This window comes from Mesorhizobium sp. B2-7-1 (assembly GCF_006440735.1).
Classification (GTDB): Bacteria; Pseudomonadota; Alphaproteobacteria; order Rhizobiales; family Rhizobiaceae; genus Mesorhizobium.
Genome location: NZ_VFUA01000127.1, coordinates 1 through 17,585, shown reverse-complemented (window position 1 = coordinate 17,585; position 17,585 = coordinate 1). Strand labels below are relative to the sequence as shown.

Below are 17,585 nucleotides of genomic sequence, written 5' to 3'. Positions count from 1 at the left end.
TCGCTGGCCGTCTGGTCGCCCGGCCTCAACGAAAACGGCAACTCCAAGCTCGGCTCCATCGCGCTGGAGAAGCTCGCCCGGATGATGAACTGGTCGATCTTCGCGCCTTGAAGCAAGGCGTCCTGCGCGAAAACGAAAATCCCGCGCCGAACGCGGCGCGGGATTTCTCAGGAGATCAATCTAACGATCTGAAAGGTTTAGAAAAAACCCTTGCGCTGCCACCAGCCGGCGCGCTTCGGCTTTTCCTCGGTCTTGGCCTCGTCGGACACTTTCGAGGATACGACGGGAACAACCGGCGCGTCGACCGACTGCGGCTTGCGCCGCGTCGGATGCGCGCTGGCGGCAGGCTCCGCCTCGGCCGCAGCGGCGGCCTCCGGCTCGGGCTCGACTGCCACGCGCGCGACCTGGGCTTCCGCCACGGGTTCGGACACCGTCTCGGCCACCGCTTCCTCGGCCACCTTTTTTGCTCTGGAGCGGCGGGGCTTCTTCGGCTTCTCGACCGCCTCGGCATCGTCATTGGCCGCCGCGGGAGCGGCAGGCTGCTCGGGCTCGGCTGCTACCACGGGCTCGCCAGCGGCGTCTTCACCTTCAGCGGCATCTTCCCCGACGCCGCCGGCAACTGCCTCTGAAGCCTCGTCGTCATGGCGATTGCGCTTGCCGCCGCGCTTGCCGCGCCGCCGCTTCTTGGCTGAACTGTCCTCGGCAGCCACCACAGCTTCGCTGTCGGTGGTCACTTCCTGAGCGGCTTCTTCCGTTGCATCTGTTGCATCGGCGTCGGTTTCGCCAGCCTCGGTCGGTGCTGCCGCGGCATCGTCACTGTGCTCGCGGTCGCGATCCCTGCCGCCGCGCCGCCGCCGGCGCTTGCGACGCTTGCGATCACGGCCTTCGCCGTCCTCGGGCCGCTGCTGGTGCTGACCCTGCTGCTGCGGGTGGCGCGGCTGCTCGGCCCGCGTCGAAACCTCATCTTCCTCTTCCTCGACGACGATCTCGTCCTCGGGCTCCTCCGGCTCGACATAGGCCGGCAGGCTGCGCACCTCGACAAAGCCTTCCGGCTTTTCGGCAACGGCGCCACGGAAGATCGCATAGTGCTGGGTGCCGAGCGTCTCGTCGGCCTCGATCGTGATGGTCAGGCCGAATCGGGCTTCGAGTTCCACCAGGTTGGCGCGCTTGTGGTTGAGCACGTAGAGCGCGGTCACGGCCGGCGTGCGCACGATGATGTGGCTGCGCGAATCCTTGAGCAGGAATTCCTCGATCGCCCGCACCACCATCAGCGCCACGGAGGAATCGGAGCGCACATGGCCGGTGCCGCCGCAATGCGGGCAGGGCTTCATGGTCGATTCCAGCACGCTGGCGCGGATGCGCTGGCGCGACATTTCCATCAGGCCGAAATGCGAGATGCGGCCAACCTGGATACGCGCGCGGTCGTTCTTGAGGTGATCCTTCAGCCGCTTCTCGACGGAGCGGTTGTTGCGGTTCTCCTCCATATCGATGAAGTCGATGACGATGAGGCCGGCAAGGTCGCGCAGCCTCAACTGGCGCGCGACTTCCTCGGCCGCTTCCAGATTGGTGTGGAGCGCCGTTTCCTCGATCGAATGCTCCTTGGTGGAGCGGCCGGAGTTGACGTCGATCGAAACCAGCGCCTCGGTCTGGTTGATGATGATGTAGCCGCCGCTCTTCAGCGTCACCTGCGGCTGCAGCATGCGGTCGAGCTGCGCCTCGATGCCGTTGCGCACGAAGATCGGCGTGGTATCGCGGAACGGCTGAACCACCTTGGCGTGGCTCGGCATCAGCATGCGCATGAAGTCCTTGGCCTCGCGGTAGCCGTCCTCGCCGGAGACCAGGATTTCGTCGATATCCTTGTTGTAGAGGTCGCGCACCGAACGCTTGATAAGGCTGCCTTCCTCATAGACCAGGGCAGGGGCCGACGATTGCAGCGTCAGGTTGCGGACGTTTTCCCAAAGCCGCATCAGATATTCGTAGTCGCGCTTGATCTCGGCCTTGGTGCGGCTTTCGCCGGCGGTGCGCAGGATGACGCCCATGCCTTGCGGCACTTCGAGGTCGGCCACGACCTCCTTCAGGCGCTTGCGGTCCTGCGCGTTGGTGATCTTGCGCGAGATGCCGCCGCCGCGCGCCGTGTTCGGCATCAGCACCGAATAGCGGCCGGCAAGCGAGAGGTACGTGGTGAGCGCAGCGCCCTTGTTGCCGCGCTCTTCCTTGACCACCTGCACCAGGAGGATCTGGCGACGCTTGATGACTTCCTGGATTTTGTACTGGCGGCGCACCGGCTTGCGGCGGCTGCGGATCTCCTCGAGCGCATCTTCGGCGCCGACCGATTCGACCTCGTGCTCGTCCGAATGCGAGGACGAGACATCCTCCAGCATGCCGCGATCGTTGTCGCTGGCGGTGGCTTCGCCAACCTGCTCGGGGCCAGTCTGTTCGGGCTGATCCGTTTGCGGAACCGCCTCGGAAATCACGTCGGCTTCGACGCTTGCGGCGATCGAGGTGGGCCCGCCTTCGGACAGCTTGCCATCCTCGTCGTCGGCAGTTGCGGCGTCGCCGCCAGTCTCTTCAGACGTTTCCGACGCGACCTCGACGGCCTCGGAGATCGTTTCGGCATTTTCCGCTTGGGCATCGGCGGGCTCGCCGGCGGTATCCTCGCCCTCCGCTGCCTCGGCAGCGGTTTCGTTGGTCGCTATGGCCTCAGCCAGGCTTTCCCCGCTTTCCGGGGAAGCAGCGTCGTGCTTGTGCTCGCCGCGGTCGCGGCTCTTGCCGCCACGACGCCGGTTGCGTCGGCCGCCGCGATCGCGCGCCTGCTGCTCTTCGCCGTTCTCGGCCTCCTCGTCGTCTTCGTCCTCGGCCTCCTGCGCCTCGGCGCGCAGCAGGGCCTGACGGTCGGCGACCGGGATCTGGTAATAATCGGGATGAATTTCGCTGAAGGCGAGAAAACCGTGACGGTTGCCGCCATACTCGACAAAGGCTGCCTGGAGGGAAGGTTCGACGCGAGTTACGCGGGCGAGATAGATGTTTCCTTTGAGCTGCTTCTTGTCCTGGGATTCAAAGTCGAATTCTTCGATGCGGTTACCGCGAACGACGACAACGCGTGTTTCCTCCGGGTGGGAGGCGTCTATTAGCATTTTGTTGGGCATTATTTTGTTTCCTGCCGGCAGCCGACGGCCGCAGTTGGCGTGGCAGTGCCCGCCGCTGTGCGCCTGTATCTGTGTGCATGCCGGATAATTGAATGTCCGCCGGCCGCCGCTTGAGCGCAATGGCGGTGCCGCCCGCAGCCAATATGGCGCGGTTTGATGCGGACCTTTCCATGATTGCGCTTGAAGCCATCGGCACCCAGCAGAACCTTTTGAACCAAAGCCCGGCTGAGCCGGACCAGCTTGTTTGCTCACGAAGAGCCGGCGCGGGGCAAACCCGGCCGTTTTCCTCACGCAAGCGATTCCCCCGCCACGGGAGCACGCCTGCGAAAATCGTCGCGACCACCTGAGCCCGGAAGGATAACGGAGCCGCCTTTGCATCCGACCTTTGGCAGGAAACTGCTGAGGCGAGCGGTTCCAGGATTGCAGTGATCCAACGTCGCTTTTATGATTTGGCGGGATGGAAGGCAACCCCGATTTCGGATGCCGGCAAAAAGCGCTTCCGCAGGGGAAGGTGCCTTTCGTCGCGCCCATGAAAGGCTTGGTTAACCTTCTCTGAATACCAATCGTTAATCGAGTTGGTGGCCTGACAGGCATTCGGCGAGCAGGCCGGGCGCAAATGCGTCAAACCGGGAGCGGCAAGTAAGAGATGGGACCGGCGGGCGCCGCAGACAAGAGGAGTGGGGCCGCTGTGCTTTTCCTGCGCCTGGCCTGCGCCGCCTTGCTGCTGACCGTCCTGTTGTCCTGCTTTGCCGCCGCGCACGCCGACACCCTGCTTGGCGCGACCGGCTACAAGATGGCTGGCGACGCCACCAAGATGCGCATCGTCGTGAACTTCGACCGCGAGCCGGACGTCAAATGGTTCCTGCTGCGCGGCCCCGATCGCCTGGTCGTCGATCTGCCGCGCACGCGATTCGCTCTCGGCGCCAAGGATGTGAAGCCGCGCGGTCTGGTCCGGGCCGTTCGCTACGGCGATCAGGGACATGGTTCGCGCCTGATCCTCACCGGCAAGGGGCCTTTCGCCGTCGACAAGCTCGACGTGCTCAAGAACGACGATGGCAGCGGCTACCGCATCGCCATCGATATGTCGGCCGCTTCCGAGCGGGAGTTCGACGAAGCCCTCGCCAACCAGTCGCTGACGACCGGTTCGACGGTTTCCACCGAAAAGGGCGAGCGGGTCGGCACCGGACCGATCTCGGCGCCCGGCCATCGCTTCACGGTGGTTATCGACCCGGGTCATGGCGGCGTCGATGGCGGCGCCGAAAGCTCCGCCGGCACGGTCGAGAAGGACGTCACGCTCGCCTTTGCCAAGGAACTGCGCGACAAGCTGGCCGCTGTCGGCAAATACGAGGTCTACATGACCCGCGACAACGACGTGTACCTGGCGCTGGACGAACGCGTGCGCATCGCGCGCCAGCACGAGGCCGATCTCTTGATCTCCATTCATGCGGATACGATCGCCGTCAAAGGTCTTCGCGGCGCCACGGTGTACACGCTCTCGGACAAGGCCTCCGATCCCGAAGCCCAGGCGCTTGCCGATCGCGAGAACCTCTCCGACCAGTTCGCCGGAATGAAGATCGAGGACGACAACAAGGAAGTCACCGACATCCTGATCGACCTTATCCGCCGCGAAACCCATGGTTTCTCGATGAGCTTCGCCCATACGCTGGTCGGCCAGTTGTCGACCAGCGTCGGCTTGATCAACAATCCGCAGCGCTCGGCCGGCTTCAGGGTGCTCAAGGCCCCCGACGTGCCGTCCGTTCTGGTGGAGCTCGGTTATCTTTCCAACATCAAGGACGAGGCGCAGCTGCTCAATGCCGATTGGCGCGGCAAGGCTGCGCAAAGCATAACCAACGCGATTGCCCTGTTTGCCGCCGCCAAGGCCGGAACCGCGACGGGCGGCTGACCCGCCGCACCCGACCACAACCGCCGGACGTCTACAACCACAAGCAGCGTTGCATGACGACAACACCCGGCGTTATTATCCGGCAACCGAGTCCTCAAATTTCGCGCTGCCGTATTTTGTCCACATGGTCGCGACATGGGTTTTTTGATTGCGGATTGGGACCGCCTCGGGAAGCTTGCGCGACTGTCGGCTTCGTTTAGGAAATTCCCGAACCTCGGACTGGAGCGGGCATGATTCGTCTCATCGGCTATTTCTTTGGCATCGGCACGACGCTGGCGCTGCTGGTGGCGGCCGGCCTTGCCATCTATATCAGCCATCTGACGAAGGACCTGCCCGACTACGAGGTGCTGGCCAAGTACGAGCCGCCGGTGACGACGCGCATTCACGCCTCGGACGGCGCTCTGATGGCCGAATATGCGCGCGAGCGGCGCCTCTATCTGCCGATTCAGGCGATCCCGGACCGCGTCAAGGCCGCTTTCCTCTCGGCCGAGGACAAGAATTTCTACAGCCACCCCGGCATCGACATCACCGGTCTCGGCCGCGCCGTCATCGTCAACTTGCAGAATTTCGGTTCCGGCCGGCGGCAGGTCGGCGCCTCGACGATCACGCAGCAGGTGGCGAAGAACTTCCTGCTCACCTCGGATCAGACCTATGAGCGCAAGATCAAGGAGATGATCCTGGCCTTCCGCATCGAGCAGGCCTATTCGAAGGACCGCATCCTCGAGCTCTATCTCAACGAGATATTCCTCGGCTTCGGTGCCTACGGCGTCGCGGGCGCGGCGCTCACCTATTTCGACAAGTCGGTGAACGAACTCACCGTCGCGGAAGCCGCCTATCTCGCCTCGTTGCCGAAAGGCCCTAACAACTATCATCCCTTCAAGCATGCCGACCGTGCGCTGGAGCGCCGCAACTGGGTCATCGATCAGATGGTCGAGAACGGCTACGTCACGCGCGAGGAAGGCGACAAGGCCAAGGCCGAGCCGCTCGGCGTGACGCCGCGCCGTAACGGCTCCTACCTGTTCGCCGGCGAGTACTTCACCGAGGAGGTCCGCCGCCAGATCATCTCGCGCTATGGCGAGAATGCCCTCTACGAGGGCGGCCTGTCGGTGCGCACCACGCTCGATCCGAAGATCCAGCTTATCGCGCGCAAGGCGATGCAGAACGGCCTGCTCAAATACGACATGCTGCGCGGCTATCGCGGTCCGGTCACCCATATCGACGTCTCTGGCGACTGGGGCGTGCCGCTCGGCAATGTGAAGGGCCTTGAAGACGTGCCGGAATGGACGCTGGCCGTCGTGCTGGACAGCTCTGCCTCCGGCCTGACCGTCGGTATCCAGCCAACGCGGCAGATCTCCGGCGATCTCGTCAAGGAACGCGTCGAGGGCACCGTCAGCAAGGACGACATGGGCTTCGCCATGCGCCACTTCGTCAACGGCAAGTCGGTGAGAGCGAAGTCTCCGGCTGAAGTGCTGGAGCCGGGCGACGTCGTCTTCGTGCAGAAGAACGACGGCTCCGACAACACCTACATGCTGCGCCAGGTGCCTGAGGTGGAGGGCGGCCTCGTCGCCATGGATCCGCACACCGGCCGCGTGCTCGCCATGGTCGGCGGCTTCTCCTACGCGCAGTCGGAGTTCAACCGCGCCACGCAGGCGATGCGTCAGCCCGGCTCCTCGTTCAAGCCGATCGTCTATTCGGCGGCGCTCGATAACGGCTACACGCCGGCGTCGGTGATCATGGACGGCCCGATCACCATCCAGAGCGGCAACACGACCTGGACACCGAAGAACTATGACGGCACGGTCGCCGGCCCGGCCACGCTGCGGTCCGGCATCGAGAAGTCGCGCAACCTGATGACTGTGCGGCTCGCCAACGACATGGGCATGAAGCTCGTCGTCGAATATGCCGAACGCTTCGGCGTCTACGATCACCTGGCGCCCTATCTGCCGATGGCGCTGGGCTCGGGCGAAACCACGGTCATGCGCATGGTCTCGGCCTATTCGATCATGGCCAATGGCGGCAAATCGATCAAACCTTCGCTGATCGACCGGATCCAGGACCGCTACGGCAAGACGGTGTTCAAGCAGGACGAGCGCGGCTGCGAAGGCTGCAACGCCACCGAATGGAAGAACCAGTCCGAGCCGGAACTGGTCGACAATTCCGAGCAGGTGCTCGACCCTATGACCGCCTACCAGATCACCTCGATGATGGAAGGCGTCGTGCAGCGCGGCACCGGCGCCACCATCGGCGAGCTCGGCCGCCACATTGCCGGCAAGACCGGCACGACCAATGACGAGAAGGACGCCTGGTTCATCGGCTTCACCCCGAACCTCGTCGTCGGCCTCTATATGGGCTACGACACGCCGCGCGGCCTTGGCCATGGCGCCACCGGCGGCGGCCTGGCGGCCCCGATCTTCAAGGATTTCATGCGTGTGGCGCTCGACGGCAAGCCGAACACCGACTTCCAGGTTCCGGAGGGGATGAAGCTGATCGCCATCAACCGCAAGACCGGCATGCGCGCCGCCGAAGGCGATCCGAACACCATCATCGAGGCGTTCAAGCCAGGGACCGGACCGGCCGACAGCTACTGGGTGATCGGCATGGGCGCGGATGGCTCGAACGGTTCCGGCGGAGCGCTGTCGCCGCAGGCCAACCAGGCCATCCAGGACGGCGGCGGCGGCCTCTATTGATCTCCTGAATTCTCGAAATCGGCCGGCGACTTGTTCCTGGACCGTGACCTTTTCCGAAAACAGGTTTCCACTTTTCGGGGGCACGGTTGAGCCGGCCCATTTCGCTTTACAGTCGGCGATGCCGTGCCTATGTATCGCGCCTATTCCGAAAAGACCGAAAAGAACAGGACCGAACGAAGAGCCATGCGCGCGGAAACGCTCAACATTGTCGACGAGATCAGGCAGGCGATAACCCTGCTGAGGAGGCATCTTTGACTGGGATCAGGCTGTAAAGCGGCTTGAGTACCTGAATTCGCGCGCCGAGGATTCCAGCCTCTGGAACGATCCGACCGAAGCGCAGAAGCTGATGCGGGAGCGCCAGGAGCTCGAGGACGGCATCGCCGCGGTCAAGGGAATGACCCAGGCGCTGGAAGACAATATCGGCCTGATCGAGCTCGGCGAGGAAGAGGGCGACGACGGCATCATCGCCGAGGCTGAGGCAGCGCTGCGCTCGATGCAGGGCGAAGCCAAAGCCCGCCAGGTCGAAACGCTGCTCTCGGGCGAAGCCGACGCCAACGACACCTACCTCGAAGTCCACGCCGGCGCCGGCGGCACCGAGAGCCAGGACTGGGCCTCGATGCTGTTGCGCATGTATACGCGCTGGGCCGAGCGCCGCCGCTTCAAGGTCGAGGTGCTGGAAGTCCATGACGGTGAAGAGGCCGGTATCAAGTCAGCTACCGTGCTGATCAAGGGCCACAACGCCTATGGCTGGCTGAAGACGGAATCGGGGGTCCACCGCCTGGTGCGTATTTCGCCCTATGACAGCAATGCGCGCCGCCACACGTCGTTCTCCAGTATCTGGGTCTATCCTGTCGTCGACGACAAGATTGAGATCGACGTTTCGGAATCCGATGTCCGCATCGACACCTATCGCTCCTCGGGTTCGGGCGGTCAGCACGTCAACACCACCGACTCCGCCGTGCGCATCACCCATCTCGCGACCGGCATCGCGGTCGCCTGCCAGGCCGAACGCTCGCAGCACAAGAATCGCGCCAAGGCTTGGGAAATGCTGCGCTCGCGGCTTTACGAGGAAGAGCTGAAGAAGCGTGAGGCGGTCGCCAACGCCACCGAGGCATCGAAGAGCGACATTGGCTGGGGCCACCAGATCCGCTCTTATGTGCTGCAGCCCTATCAGCTGGTGAAGGATCTGCGCACCGGCGTTGAGAGCACCTCGCCGTCGAGCGTGCTTGACGGGGATCTCGACGAGTTCATGGAAGCTTCGCTGTCGCATCGCATCGAAGGCGGCGCCGGCGAAGCGGTGGCGGACCTCGACTAGGATTTCCGGCGCTGTAGGGGAGGAAGAACCGGTGACGCGCAAACTTACCGGAAAATGCTTCTGCGGCTCCGCCCGCTACGAGGTGGCGGACGAGTTCTCTTACGCGGCGAACTGCCATTGCTCGAACTGCCGGCGCACGACGGGTGCACCGTTCAAGCCCTTCGCCGGCATCGAGCGCGACAAGTTCCATCTCACCGCGGGCGAGGGCGAACTGCTGATCTTCGGCGACGAGAACGGCCACGACGCGCATTGCGGGCGATGCGGCTCGCTGCTCTATTCGTTGGTCCGCGACGGCGCCTATGTGCATGTCGCCATGGGCACGCTGGTCGACGATCCGACCATACGGCCGACCGCGCACATCTTTGTCGGATCGAAGGCGAAGTGGTTCACGATCACCGACGACCTGCCACAGTATGATGGGCATGTTCCCGGCTGAACGTCTGGAACCAGCTTGAGCCCAATCCCGTTGTCGGGCACCGGCACCGTGCGGCTAACCGGTCATTAACCAAGCCGGCGCACGATTCTGGATGGCAGAGGCTGGCGTCAATCGCTGCATCGCCGTTGCAAGCGGTTGCTTGCGCCAGTCGAGGAATCAGCCCAGCTTTCGAGTTGGGGTTAAAAGCATTTATGGCCGGATGCGGCATATCTGCGACCGACGATCCGGCCACTGGGAAGACACGTTCCGGGAACGGGCAAGCGAAAACGCTTGATGCTCGAAAGGAACGTTTCGATGTCTGCTGCCATATCAAGATCGGCCCAAGCCGTTCGACCGGCTGGCCGACTTTTGTTCTCTCTCTTCGCAATTGGAGCCATCTCGGTGCTGGCGCCGCCGGCCGTCGCGCACGACGCCCAACCCACGGCGGCTATGCCGCAGGGCTGGAAATACCCCTTTGCCTGCTGTGCCAACTTCGATTGCAAGGAGGTGCCGCAGTCGTCGATCAGCGAGCGGCCCGAAGGCTATGTCATAAAGGGCACGGGCGAGGTGGTGGCCTATAGCGACAAGCGGATCAAGAATTCGCCCGACGGCGAATACCACTGGTGCGCGCATCAGGCCGGGCTCGATGCCGGCAAGACCATCTGCCTGTTCGTGCCGCCACCCTCTTACTAGACCTGGCGAGCCAAACGTGAGGCGCGGGAGGGCTTCGAGCGCGCCAGCATATCTCGACGCTGCTGACAGGCAGTTGTCAGGATCGCTTCTTTATGTTGCCCTGCCGCCAGGGGAATCCCGTGGCGGCAGGCAATGCGAGAGGTGAGTTCATGACCATCAAGGGAAGCTGCCACTGCAAGGCGACAACCTTCGAGGTTGCCGAGGCGCCGCAGACGGTGACGCAATGCACATGCTCGTTTTGCTCGAAGCGCGGGTCGCTATGGGCCTACTATGTGCCGTCGCAATTCAAGCTCACAAGCCCGCCGGAGAACGTCTCCTTCTATCGCTGGGGCTCGAAGACCGTGAAGCACGGTTTCTGCGCCACGTGCGGCTGCGGCACCTTCACGGAAACACCCGATTGGTCGACTGGAAAGCCGGACTTCGACAACCCGAAGATCAGCGTCAATTCGCGCCTGTTGGACGATTTCGACTTGGACAAGGTCGAGGTGGTGGTCATCGACGGCAAGAATTTGTGGTAGACGCGAAGCGGGAACGGCCGCCGAGCTTTGCCGGCCGCATTCCCGTTCCGTTTTTCGCCGCATTTCATGCTACAAGGCTGCGGAAGGGCTGATTTGGCGCGGCCGCAAAGGCCGCGAGTTGGAGAGGGACCAATCTCATGAAGAAGACCGTGCTCGTCGCCGTGGCGACGGCTGTACTGGTGAGCGCCTGCACCACCACCGATCCGTATACCGGCGACCAGAAGATCTCCAATACGGCGGCCGGTGCCGGGCTTGGCGCGCTGGCAGGCGCGAGCCTCGGCCTGCTCGCCGGCGGCAACGACCGCCGCAACGCGTTGATCGGCGCCGGTATCGGCGCGCTCGCCGGCGGCGCGATCGGCGCGACGATGGATCAGAACGAGGCCGAGCTGCGCCGCCAGTTGCAGGGCACTGGCGTCAGCGTCACGCGCAGCGGCGACCAGATCATCCTCAACATGCCATCCGACATCACCTTCAACGTCGACCAGGACGCGGTGAAGCCGGGCTTCTATCCGGTGCTGAATTCGGTAGCGCTGGTGCTGAAGAAGTTCCGCCAGACCACGGTGGACGTGTTCGGTCACACCGATTCGACCGGCGGCGACCAGCACAATTTCGACCTGTCGCAGCGCCGCGCGCTCGCCGTGGCCAACTACCTGTCCGGCCAGGGCGTCGATCAGCGCCGCTTCGCCGTCACTGGCTTCGGCAAGACGCGCCCGATCGCATCCAATGCGACGGCCCAGGGCCGCGAGCAGAACCGGCGCGTCGAAATCCAGTTGTCGCCGCTCACCTGAGAGAAAGCCGCCCGAAGGGGCGCATTTCCCGCGACGCAAAACGGCCCTGTACAGGGCCGTTTTTTGTTTTGGCGCTGCCCAAAGATGGGTCGAAAGTCTTAGGCCATTAGCTTCTTCTAATTGATACTTTTCCAGAGCCGGGGAAAGGACTACCATCCTGCTGTTCCAGAGGGGATGGGGCGGTCAACCGGCCGCGCAATCAGCTTCTACCGCCCCGGTCTTGCACGGCCAGATCAAGGAAATCTGGGAGGAATGCATGACAAGAACAGCTCGTCTCGGGCGCTGCGGCGTCCTCGCTTTGGCAGGTCTCATCGGCACATGGCTCGGTTCCGCCGCGGCCCAGGCCGAGGATGCCAGCAAGGCCGACATCGAAGCCTTGAAGAAGTCTCTCGCCAAATATGAAGACTACACGGCCGCCGTGCGCGACCTCTATTTGTCGACCGTCGGCTGCGTCCATTACGCCGGCGAGAAGATAGCCGGCGCGATGTATTATCCGAAAGGCGCAATGGGCATCCATTTCGTCAACGTCCCGAGCATCGGCAAGCCGCTCGACCCGATGAAGCCCAATGTCCTGATCTACGAGCCGACCAGGAAAGGCCTGAAGCTGGTCGGCGTGGAATGGCTGGTGCCGCTGACGCCGGACGTGAAGGAAGCTCCGACGCTGTTCGGCCAGAAATTCATGGGGCCGATGGAAGGACACTACCCGCTCATCCCGAGGGAGTTCGTCCACTACGACCTGCATGCCTGGCTGTTCAGGGACAATCCGAACGGCATGTTCACCCCGACCAACCCGAAGGTGACATGCAGCAAGGCCGATTTCCCGATGCTGGAGAAGCCGACCAAGATGATGCCTGGGCCGATGTAGGGCAGGGCGCTACGAAAGGAAACGGCCCCGTTCGGGGCCGTTTTCATTCTGTCGGTACGAGCGGCTTCAGACCTTCGCGACGATCCGCATGAAGGCCGGCACGTCATCGCCGAAGCCGACGGTCGCATCGTCTTCTTCCTGACGGTGGCGGCCGGGGCGGTCGCGCTGCGGACGGGCGTCGCCGCGCTGCTCGTGACGGTTGCCCGGGCCCTTGCGCTCGTTCTCGGAACGAATCGCGTCCTTGCGGGCGCGGCGTTCGGCGATGTCGGCCACTTCGGCGACAGGCTGCTCGTCGCTCGCGGCATCGGGCGTCTCGTCGCGCTTGGCGTGACGGTCCTTCTTGCGCTCGCCACGTTCTTTGCGCTCGTCCTTGCGGTCCTCGTCCTTGCGGCCGGCGCGACGCGGCGCGCCACGGCCACGGCGCGGCTGCTCCTCGCCTTCGCTTTCGGTCACGGTCGACAGGTCGCCGTCATGCCATTCGATCTTGGTGCCGATCAGCCTCTCGATGGCGTCGACATATTTGGTGTCGGAGCGCGTCGCGATGGTGAACGACTTGCCGGCGCGTCCGGCCCGGCCGGTGCGGCCGATGCGGTGGACATAGTCCTCGGCATGGATCGGCACGTCGTAGTTGAAGACGTGGCTGACATCGGGAATGTCGAGACCGCGCGCGGCGACGTCCGAGGCAACGAGGTAGCGCAGCTTGCCGTCACGGAAATTGGCGAGCATCTGCATGCGGGCTCGCTGGTCCATGTCGCCATGCAGGGCACCCGCGTCGAAATCATGCTTCAACAGCGAGCGGAACAGCTCCGACACTTCGACCTTTCGGTTGCAGAAGATGATGGCGTTCTTCAGCTCGGCGTCTTCGGCCTTGATCAGATTGCGCAGCGTCTCGCGCTTGTCCCAGGGCTTGTTGCCGGACTTCACCAGGCGCTGCGTGATGCTGGTCGCGGTGGAGGCGGCCTTGGAGACCTCGACGCGCACCGGCGCATGCAGGAATTTCTCGGTGAGCTTGGTGATCTCCGGCGGCATCGTTGCCGAGAAGAACAGCGTCTGGCGTGTGAACGGGATCATCTCGCAGATGCGCTCGATATCGGGGATGAAGCCCATGTCGAGCATGCGGTCGGCCTCGTCGATGACGAGGATCTCGACACCGTTGAGCAGCAGCTTGCCGCGCTCGCGGTGGTCGAGCAGGCGGCCGGGCGTCGCGATCAGCACATCGGCGCCGCGCTCGAGCTTCTTGTCCTGCTCGTCGAAGGAGACGCCGCCGATCAAGAGCGCGATGTTGAGCTTGTGGTTCTTGCCGTATTTGACGAAGTTTTCCTCGACCTGCGCGGCAAGCTCGCGAGTCGGTTCGAGGATCAGCGTGCGCGGCATGCGGGCTCGCGCCCGGCCTTTTTCAAGGCGCGTCAGCATCGGCAGCACGAAGGAAGCGGTCTTGCCGGTGCCGGTCTGGGCGATGCCCAGCACGTCCTTGCCGAGCAGCGCATGCGGGATGGCGCCGGCCTGGATCGGCGTCGGCTTGGTGTAGCCGGCATCGGTGACTGCGGAGAGCACCTTCGGCGACAGGCCGAGGTCTGAGAATGTCAACGCTTCTTGAGCGATCGTGGTGTCTGAGGACAAGTGTTTGTTGTCTTTGGTTGGTTGGGAAAAGCGCGGCACAGCAGCCGCGGCAGGCGCCGCGCGCCTGCAAGATCGGTGTTGCAGTTAGGCGCAAGCCCTCGATTTGTCCACAGAAACGGACCGAAATACAGAGATTGTGAAGACGTAACCTTAATCGCGATGCTTAAAGCGCGTCGCGTCGAAACGGAATCAGGCTACGCGCTTTAAATCTTTGCTTGATGCATGTCGTGTTCCAAAACCGCTGCGCGCTTTTGGGCCACATGCATTGATCGAAACAGTATCGTTGCGCCGGCTCAGTAGCGGAACTGCTCGGCAAGGATACGTTCGTTCCATGAATGGTTCGGATCGAACAGCAAGGTTGCCGTTGCCGTCGGCGATTCCCGCACGGTGACGGAGGCTACGGCCTTGACCTCGGTATGATCGGCCGCGGCATTCACCGGACGCTTTTCGGCTTCCAGGATGTCGAAGCGTATGGTCGCCTTGTTGGACAGCAACGCGCCGCGCCAGCGGCGCGGGCGGAACGGACTGACCGGCGTCAGCGCCAAAAGCGGCGCATCGAGCGGCAGGATCGGCCCATGCGCGGACAGATTGTAGGCGGTGGAGCCGGCGGGCGTCGCGATCATCACGCCGTCGCAATTCAGCTCCTCCAGCCGTACCTGGCCGTCGACGGTGATGCGGATCTTCGCCGTCTGGTAGGACTGGCGCCACAGCGCCACCTCGTTGATGGCCGGCGCCGAAATGGTTTCGCCGTCATGCGTCACGGCGACCATTTCCAGTGGGCGGATCGTCTCGGCGACCGCGGCCGCGATGCGTTCCTCGAGCCCGCCGGCGCGATACTCGTTCATCAGGAAGCCGATGGTGCCACGGTTCATGCCGTAGACCTTCTTGCCCGTGCTCATCGTCTCGCGCAGCGTCTGCAGAAGAAAGCCGTCGCCGCCCAGCGCAATGATGATCTCGGCGTCCGCGACAGGCACCTGCCCGTAGCGCGCGGACAGGCTTTCCAGCGCGGCGCGGGCGTCGTCGGTATCGGAAGAGACGAAGGCGAAACGGCTGGCGGCTTTGCTCATGGCTCCCGGAGGGCGACCGTCTGCGGGGGCCGCGCCGGCGACGGCGTAGCATGCGCCGGCCATATCTGTGAAGGGCGCTGCGCTGGCCGGCGGGTCACACCCGGCAATCGCGCTTCGTGACAGCCGCGACACGAATGTGATGGCTGCTATGGTTAAGGCGAAGCTTAAACACTCGTAAAGCCGGATCGATCATGTTAGCCGACAGGAGATGGGTTGGCGGGGGCTAGCCAGTCGAGAGACCTGTCTATTGCCGGTAACGCGTCTGATCATAGTCTTCCTGATGATGGGAAGTTTCGCGCTCATGTTCGCTGAACTGGTGCGTCATTCGGAAGAGATGAGCCAGCGGCCGCAGCCGACGGCTTCCCGCTGCGGTGACGCCACGGGAACTCCTTGCCCGCAAAGGGCGCTTTAGCAATTCCAGGAAAAGTGTGAGCGGTTTTCCGTCCGGAATTGCGTAAAAACAAGGCCAGGCTTCGCTTCCCTGTTCGCTCAGCCGCCCTGCAAGTGGCAGCCGGCCTTGCGTTTGCCCGTGACATACTCGTCGATGAGCTGCCGGTAGCGCACCTTGCCGAAGCTCGGAAAATGGCCGCCATGCACGACCGACACGTCGAGCCCGCGCATGGCAAGCAGTGTTGCGACATAGTCCTCGATATCGGAGTGATAGACGTCGTCGATCAGCGGCCCGTCATAGACGATGTCGCCGGACAGCAGGATGCCGGTCTTCTTTTCGTAAAGCGCGATGCCGCCTGGCGAATGTCCAGGCGTGTGGATGACCTCGAAGGCGCGGTCGCCGAGATCGACGACGTCGCCGTGCTCGAGCAGCCGACCGGCCGGCGCGGGCAGGATCCGGTAGCGCGCCGTGTCCCAGCCTTCGGGCGCGCCGTCGAACATCTCCTCATTGGCGTAACGGTCGGCGACCGTCCATTCGTTGCGCGGATCGGCCAGGATTGCCGCCTCGGCGCTGTGCACGCAGCGGTCCGGGAACTCGTGATGGCAGCCGATATGGTCGAAATGCGTGTGGCTGGCGACGCAGGTAAGCGTGCGCTCGCTCACCAGCGGCACATGACGTTTCAGGCTGAAATGGCCGAGGCCGGTGTCGAACAAAAGATCGCGGTCGCGGCCGCGCACATGCCACATGTTGCAGCGGAAGAACGGTTTTATCCATGGCTCGTGGATGAGCGTGACGTCGTCGCTCAGGCGGATGGTCTCGTACCAGTCCGGAGCCTCGATGACCGGAAGCATGCTCATGGCTCAGTCCGCCAGCAGGATGATGTCTTGAGCCTGGCATGAAACCGCTGTCATGTCGCCTGCCTGGACAGCGGCGGAAGCGGGGGCCTTGGCGATGAATTGCAGTGCCGGGTCCAGCAACGAGGCGGCCAGCACGCGTTTGAAGCTGCCCTGGAAGACGACATCGCCGATCTTGGCCGTACCCAGCGCGACATCGCCCTTCGCTTCGCCGAGGGCAAGGTGCTCGGGTCGGATCGCGAGCGCAACCGTCGCGCCGGCAGGCGGTGCGCCGGGCAGTGATATCGAGCCTACCGCCGTCGAGGCCGTGACGATCCCGTTCCTCGCTTCGGTCACGGTGCCGGCAAGGATGGTGCTCTCGCCCATGAAGGTCGCGGAAAAACGCGTCGCCGGCCGCGCATAGACCCGCTCGGGCGGGCCTTCGTCCTCGATGCGGCCGTCGTTCATCACCACGCAATGGTCGGCCAGCGCCATCGCTTCTTCCTGATCGTGGGTGACATGGATGAAGGCGGTGCCGACGCGCTTCTGGATCGCCTTCAGTTCGTCCTGCATCTGCCGGCGCAGCTTGAGATCCAGCGCGCCGAGCGGTTCGTCGAGCAGAAGCACCGCCGGCTCGATGACCAGCGCGCGGGCGAGCGCGACTCGCTGCCGCTGGCCGCCGGAAAGCTGATGCGGCTTCTTGTCGAAGGCGGCCGCCAGCCCGACGAGGGCCAGCGCATCGCGCGCCTTCGCCGCCCGGGTCGCGCCATCGACGCCCTGCATGCGCAGCCCGAAGCCGACATTGCCGCCGACGCTCATATGCGGAAACAGCGCATAATCCTGGAACACGGTGGTCGTCGGTCGTTTGGCCGGCGGCACGGCGGTGCAGTCCGCGCCACGGATGAACACCTTGCCCTCGCTGGGCGCGACGAAGCCGCCGAGGATCGAAAGCAGCGTCGTCTTGCCGGAGCCCGACGGTCCGAGCAGGATCGTGTAGCTGCCGGGCTCGATCGCGAGCGAGACGTTCTTCAGCACCGCAAGCTGGCCGAAGCGGTGCGAGACGTTGCGGATATCGACCAGGGGCGCGCTCATGCCGGCTTTCTCCGCAACAGCGTCAGTTCGAAAAACACCACCAGGACGATGGAGACGGCAAAGACCAGCGAGCCGACGGCATTTGTCTTGGGATTGAGGCCGGAGCGTAAAAGGTTCCAGATCTCCACCGGCAGCGTCGTTTCGAAGCGGGTAAGCAGGAAGGAGATGACGAATTCGTCCCAGGAGAAGGTCATCGACAGGAAGAAGCCCGCGAAGATCGCCGGCGCCATGACCGGCACGGTGATCATGAGC

Annotated in this window: 15 protein-coding genes and 1 pseudogene; 10 read left to right on the top strand and 6 right to left on the bottom strand. The window is 63.7% G+C overall.

From position 1 onward, the window contains the following. On the top strand, positions 1-111 hold a 111-nt coding region (locus FJ471_RS30330; protein WP_181179858.1), incomplete at its 5' end, for a glutaminase. Between the two features lie 86 nt (positions 112-197). Here FJ471_RS30330 and FJ471_RS30325 read toward each other — a convergent pair. Beyond that, positions 198-3,146, bottom strand: a complete 2,949-nt coding sequence (locus tag FJ471_RS30325; protein ID WP_140808892.1) for a ribonuclease E/G — start codon at positions 3,144-3,146, stop codon at positions 198-200. 92 nt (positions 3,147-3,238) lie between these two features. Between FJ471_RS30325 and FJ471_RS30320 the strand changes: the two genes are divergently transcribed. The 9 genes from FJ471_RS30320 to FJ471_RS30280 all read left to right on the top strand — a co-directional run bounded on the left by FJ471_RS30320 (position 3,239) and on the right by FJ471_RS30280 (position 12,330). Beyond that, entirely contained in the window at positions 3,239-3,493 is a 255-nt protein-coding gene (locus tag FJ471_RS30320; RefSeq protein ID WP_140808890.1) for a hypothetical protein, read from the top strand. 341 nt (positions 3,494-3,834) lie between these two features. Next, entirely contained in the window at positions 3,835-5,049 is a 1,215-nt protein-coding gene (locus tag FJ471_RS30315; RefSeq protein ID WP_246684874.1) for an N-acetylmuramoyl-L-alanine amidase, read from the top strand. Between the two features lie 230 nt (positions 5,050-5,279). Next, positions 5,280-7,736 carry a penicillin-binding protein 1A gene (locus FJ471_RS30310; protein WP_140808885.1) on the top strand — a complete coding sequence of 819 codons (2,457 nt, stop codon included), beginning with the start codon at positions 5,280-5,282 and terminating at the stop codon, positions 7,734-7,736. A gap of 183 nt (positions 7,737-7,919) precedes the next feature. Continuing rightward, a protein-coding gene (gene prfB / locus FJ471_RS30305) for a peptide chain release factor 2 (RefSeq protein ID WP_140808882.1) occupies positions 7,920-9,051 on the top strand; the annotation gives its coding sequence in 2 pieces (ribosomal slippage) (positions 7,920-7,985 and positions 7,987-9,051; 1,131 coding nt in all). 31 nt (positions 9,052-9,082) lie between these two features. Beyond that, on the top strand, positions 9,083-9,487 hold the full coding sequence (locus tag FJ471_RS30300) for a GFA family protein (RefSeq protein WP_140808880.1): 405 nt from the start codon (positions 9,083-9,085) through the stop codon (positions 9,485-9,487). Positions 9,488-9,781: 294 nt separating this feature from the next. Further along, on the top strand, positions 9,782-10,159 hold the full coding sequence (locus tag FJ471_RS30295) for a hypothetical protein (protein WP_140808896.1): 378 nt from the start codon (positions 9,782-9,784) through the stop codon (positions 10,157-10,159). 149 nt (positions 10,160-10,308) lie between these two features. Next, positions 10,309-10,677 carry a GFA family protein gene (locus tag FJ471_RS30290; protein WP_140808894.1) on the top strand — a complete coding sequence of 123 codons (369 nt, stop codon included), beginning with the start codon at positions 10,309-10,311 and terminating at the stop codon, positions 10,675-10,677. A 137-nt stretch (positions 10,678-10,814) separates the two neighbouring features. Beyond that, positions 10,815-11,465, top strand: coding sequence for an OmpA family protein (locus FJ471_RS30285; protein WP_140808878.1), 651 nt, complete (start codon positions 10,815-10,817; stop codon positions 11,463-11,465). A gap of 256 nt (positions 11,466-11,721) precedes the next feature. Further along, the gene (locus FJ471_RS30280) at positions 11,722-12,330 is read left to right on the top strand and encodes a hypothetical protein (RefSeq protein ID WP_140808876.1); all 609 of its coding nucleotides are present in this window, start codon (positions 11,722-11,724) and stop codon (positions 12,328-12,330) included. Between the two features lie 66 nt (positions 12,331-12,396). On the opposite strand, the gene FJ471_RS30275 is transcribed toward FJ471_RS30280, so the two are convergent. The 5 genes and pseudogenes from FJ471_RS30275 to FJ471_RS30250 form a co-directional block, all read right to left on the bottom strand. Continuing rightward, positions 12,397-13,950 carry a DEAD/DEAH box helicase gene (locus FJ471_RS30275; RefSeq protein ID WP_181179856.1) on the bottom strand — a complete coding sequence of 518 codons (1,554 nt, stop codon included), beginning with the start codon at positions 13,948-13,950 and terminating at the stop codon, positions 12,397-12,399. A 293-nt stretch (positions 13,951-14,243) separates the two neighbouring features. After that, positions 14,244-15,017 (bottom strand): NAD kinase, encoded by a 774-nt coding sequence (locus FJ471_RS30270; protein ID WP_140808871.1) that lies wholly within the window; start codon positions 15,015-15,017, stop codon positions 14,244-14,246. A gap of 489 nt (positions 15,018-15,506) precedes the next feature. After that, positions 15,507-16,265: an MBL fold metallo-hydrolase gene (locus FJ471_RS30260; protein WP_140808869.1), complete on the bottom strand. Its 759-nt coding sequence runs from the start codon at positions 16,263-16,265 to the stop codon at positions 15,507-15,509. Between the two features lie 3 nt (positions 16,266-16,268). Continuing rightward, positions 16,269-17,333: an ABC transporter ATP-binding protein gene (locus tag FJ471_RS30255; protein ID WP_140808868.1), complete on the bottom strand. Its 1,065-nt coding sequence runs from the start codon at positions 17,331-17,333 to the stop codon at positions 16,269-16,271. Further along, positions 17,330-17,585: pseudogene (locus tag FJ471_RS30250) on the bottom strand (ABC transporter permease); the annotation flags it as partial. The pseudogene FJ471_RS30250 and the gene FJ471_RS30255, both read right to left, overlap by 4 nt.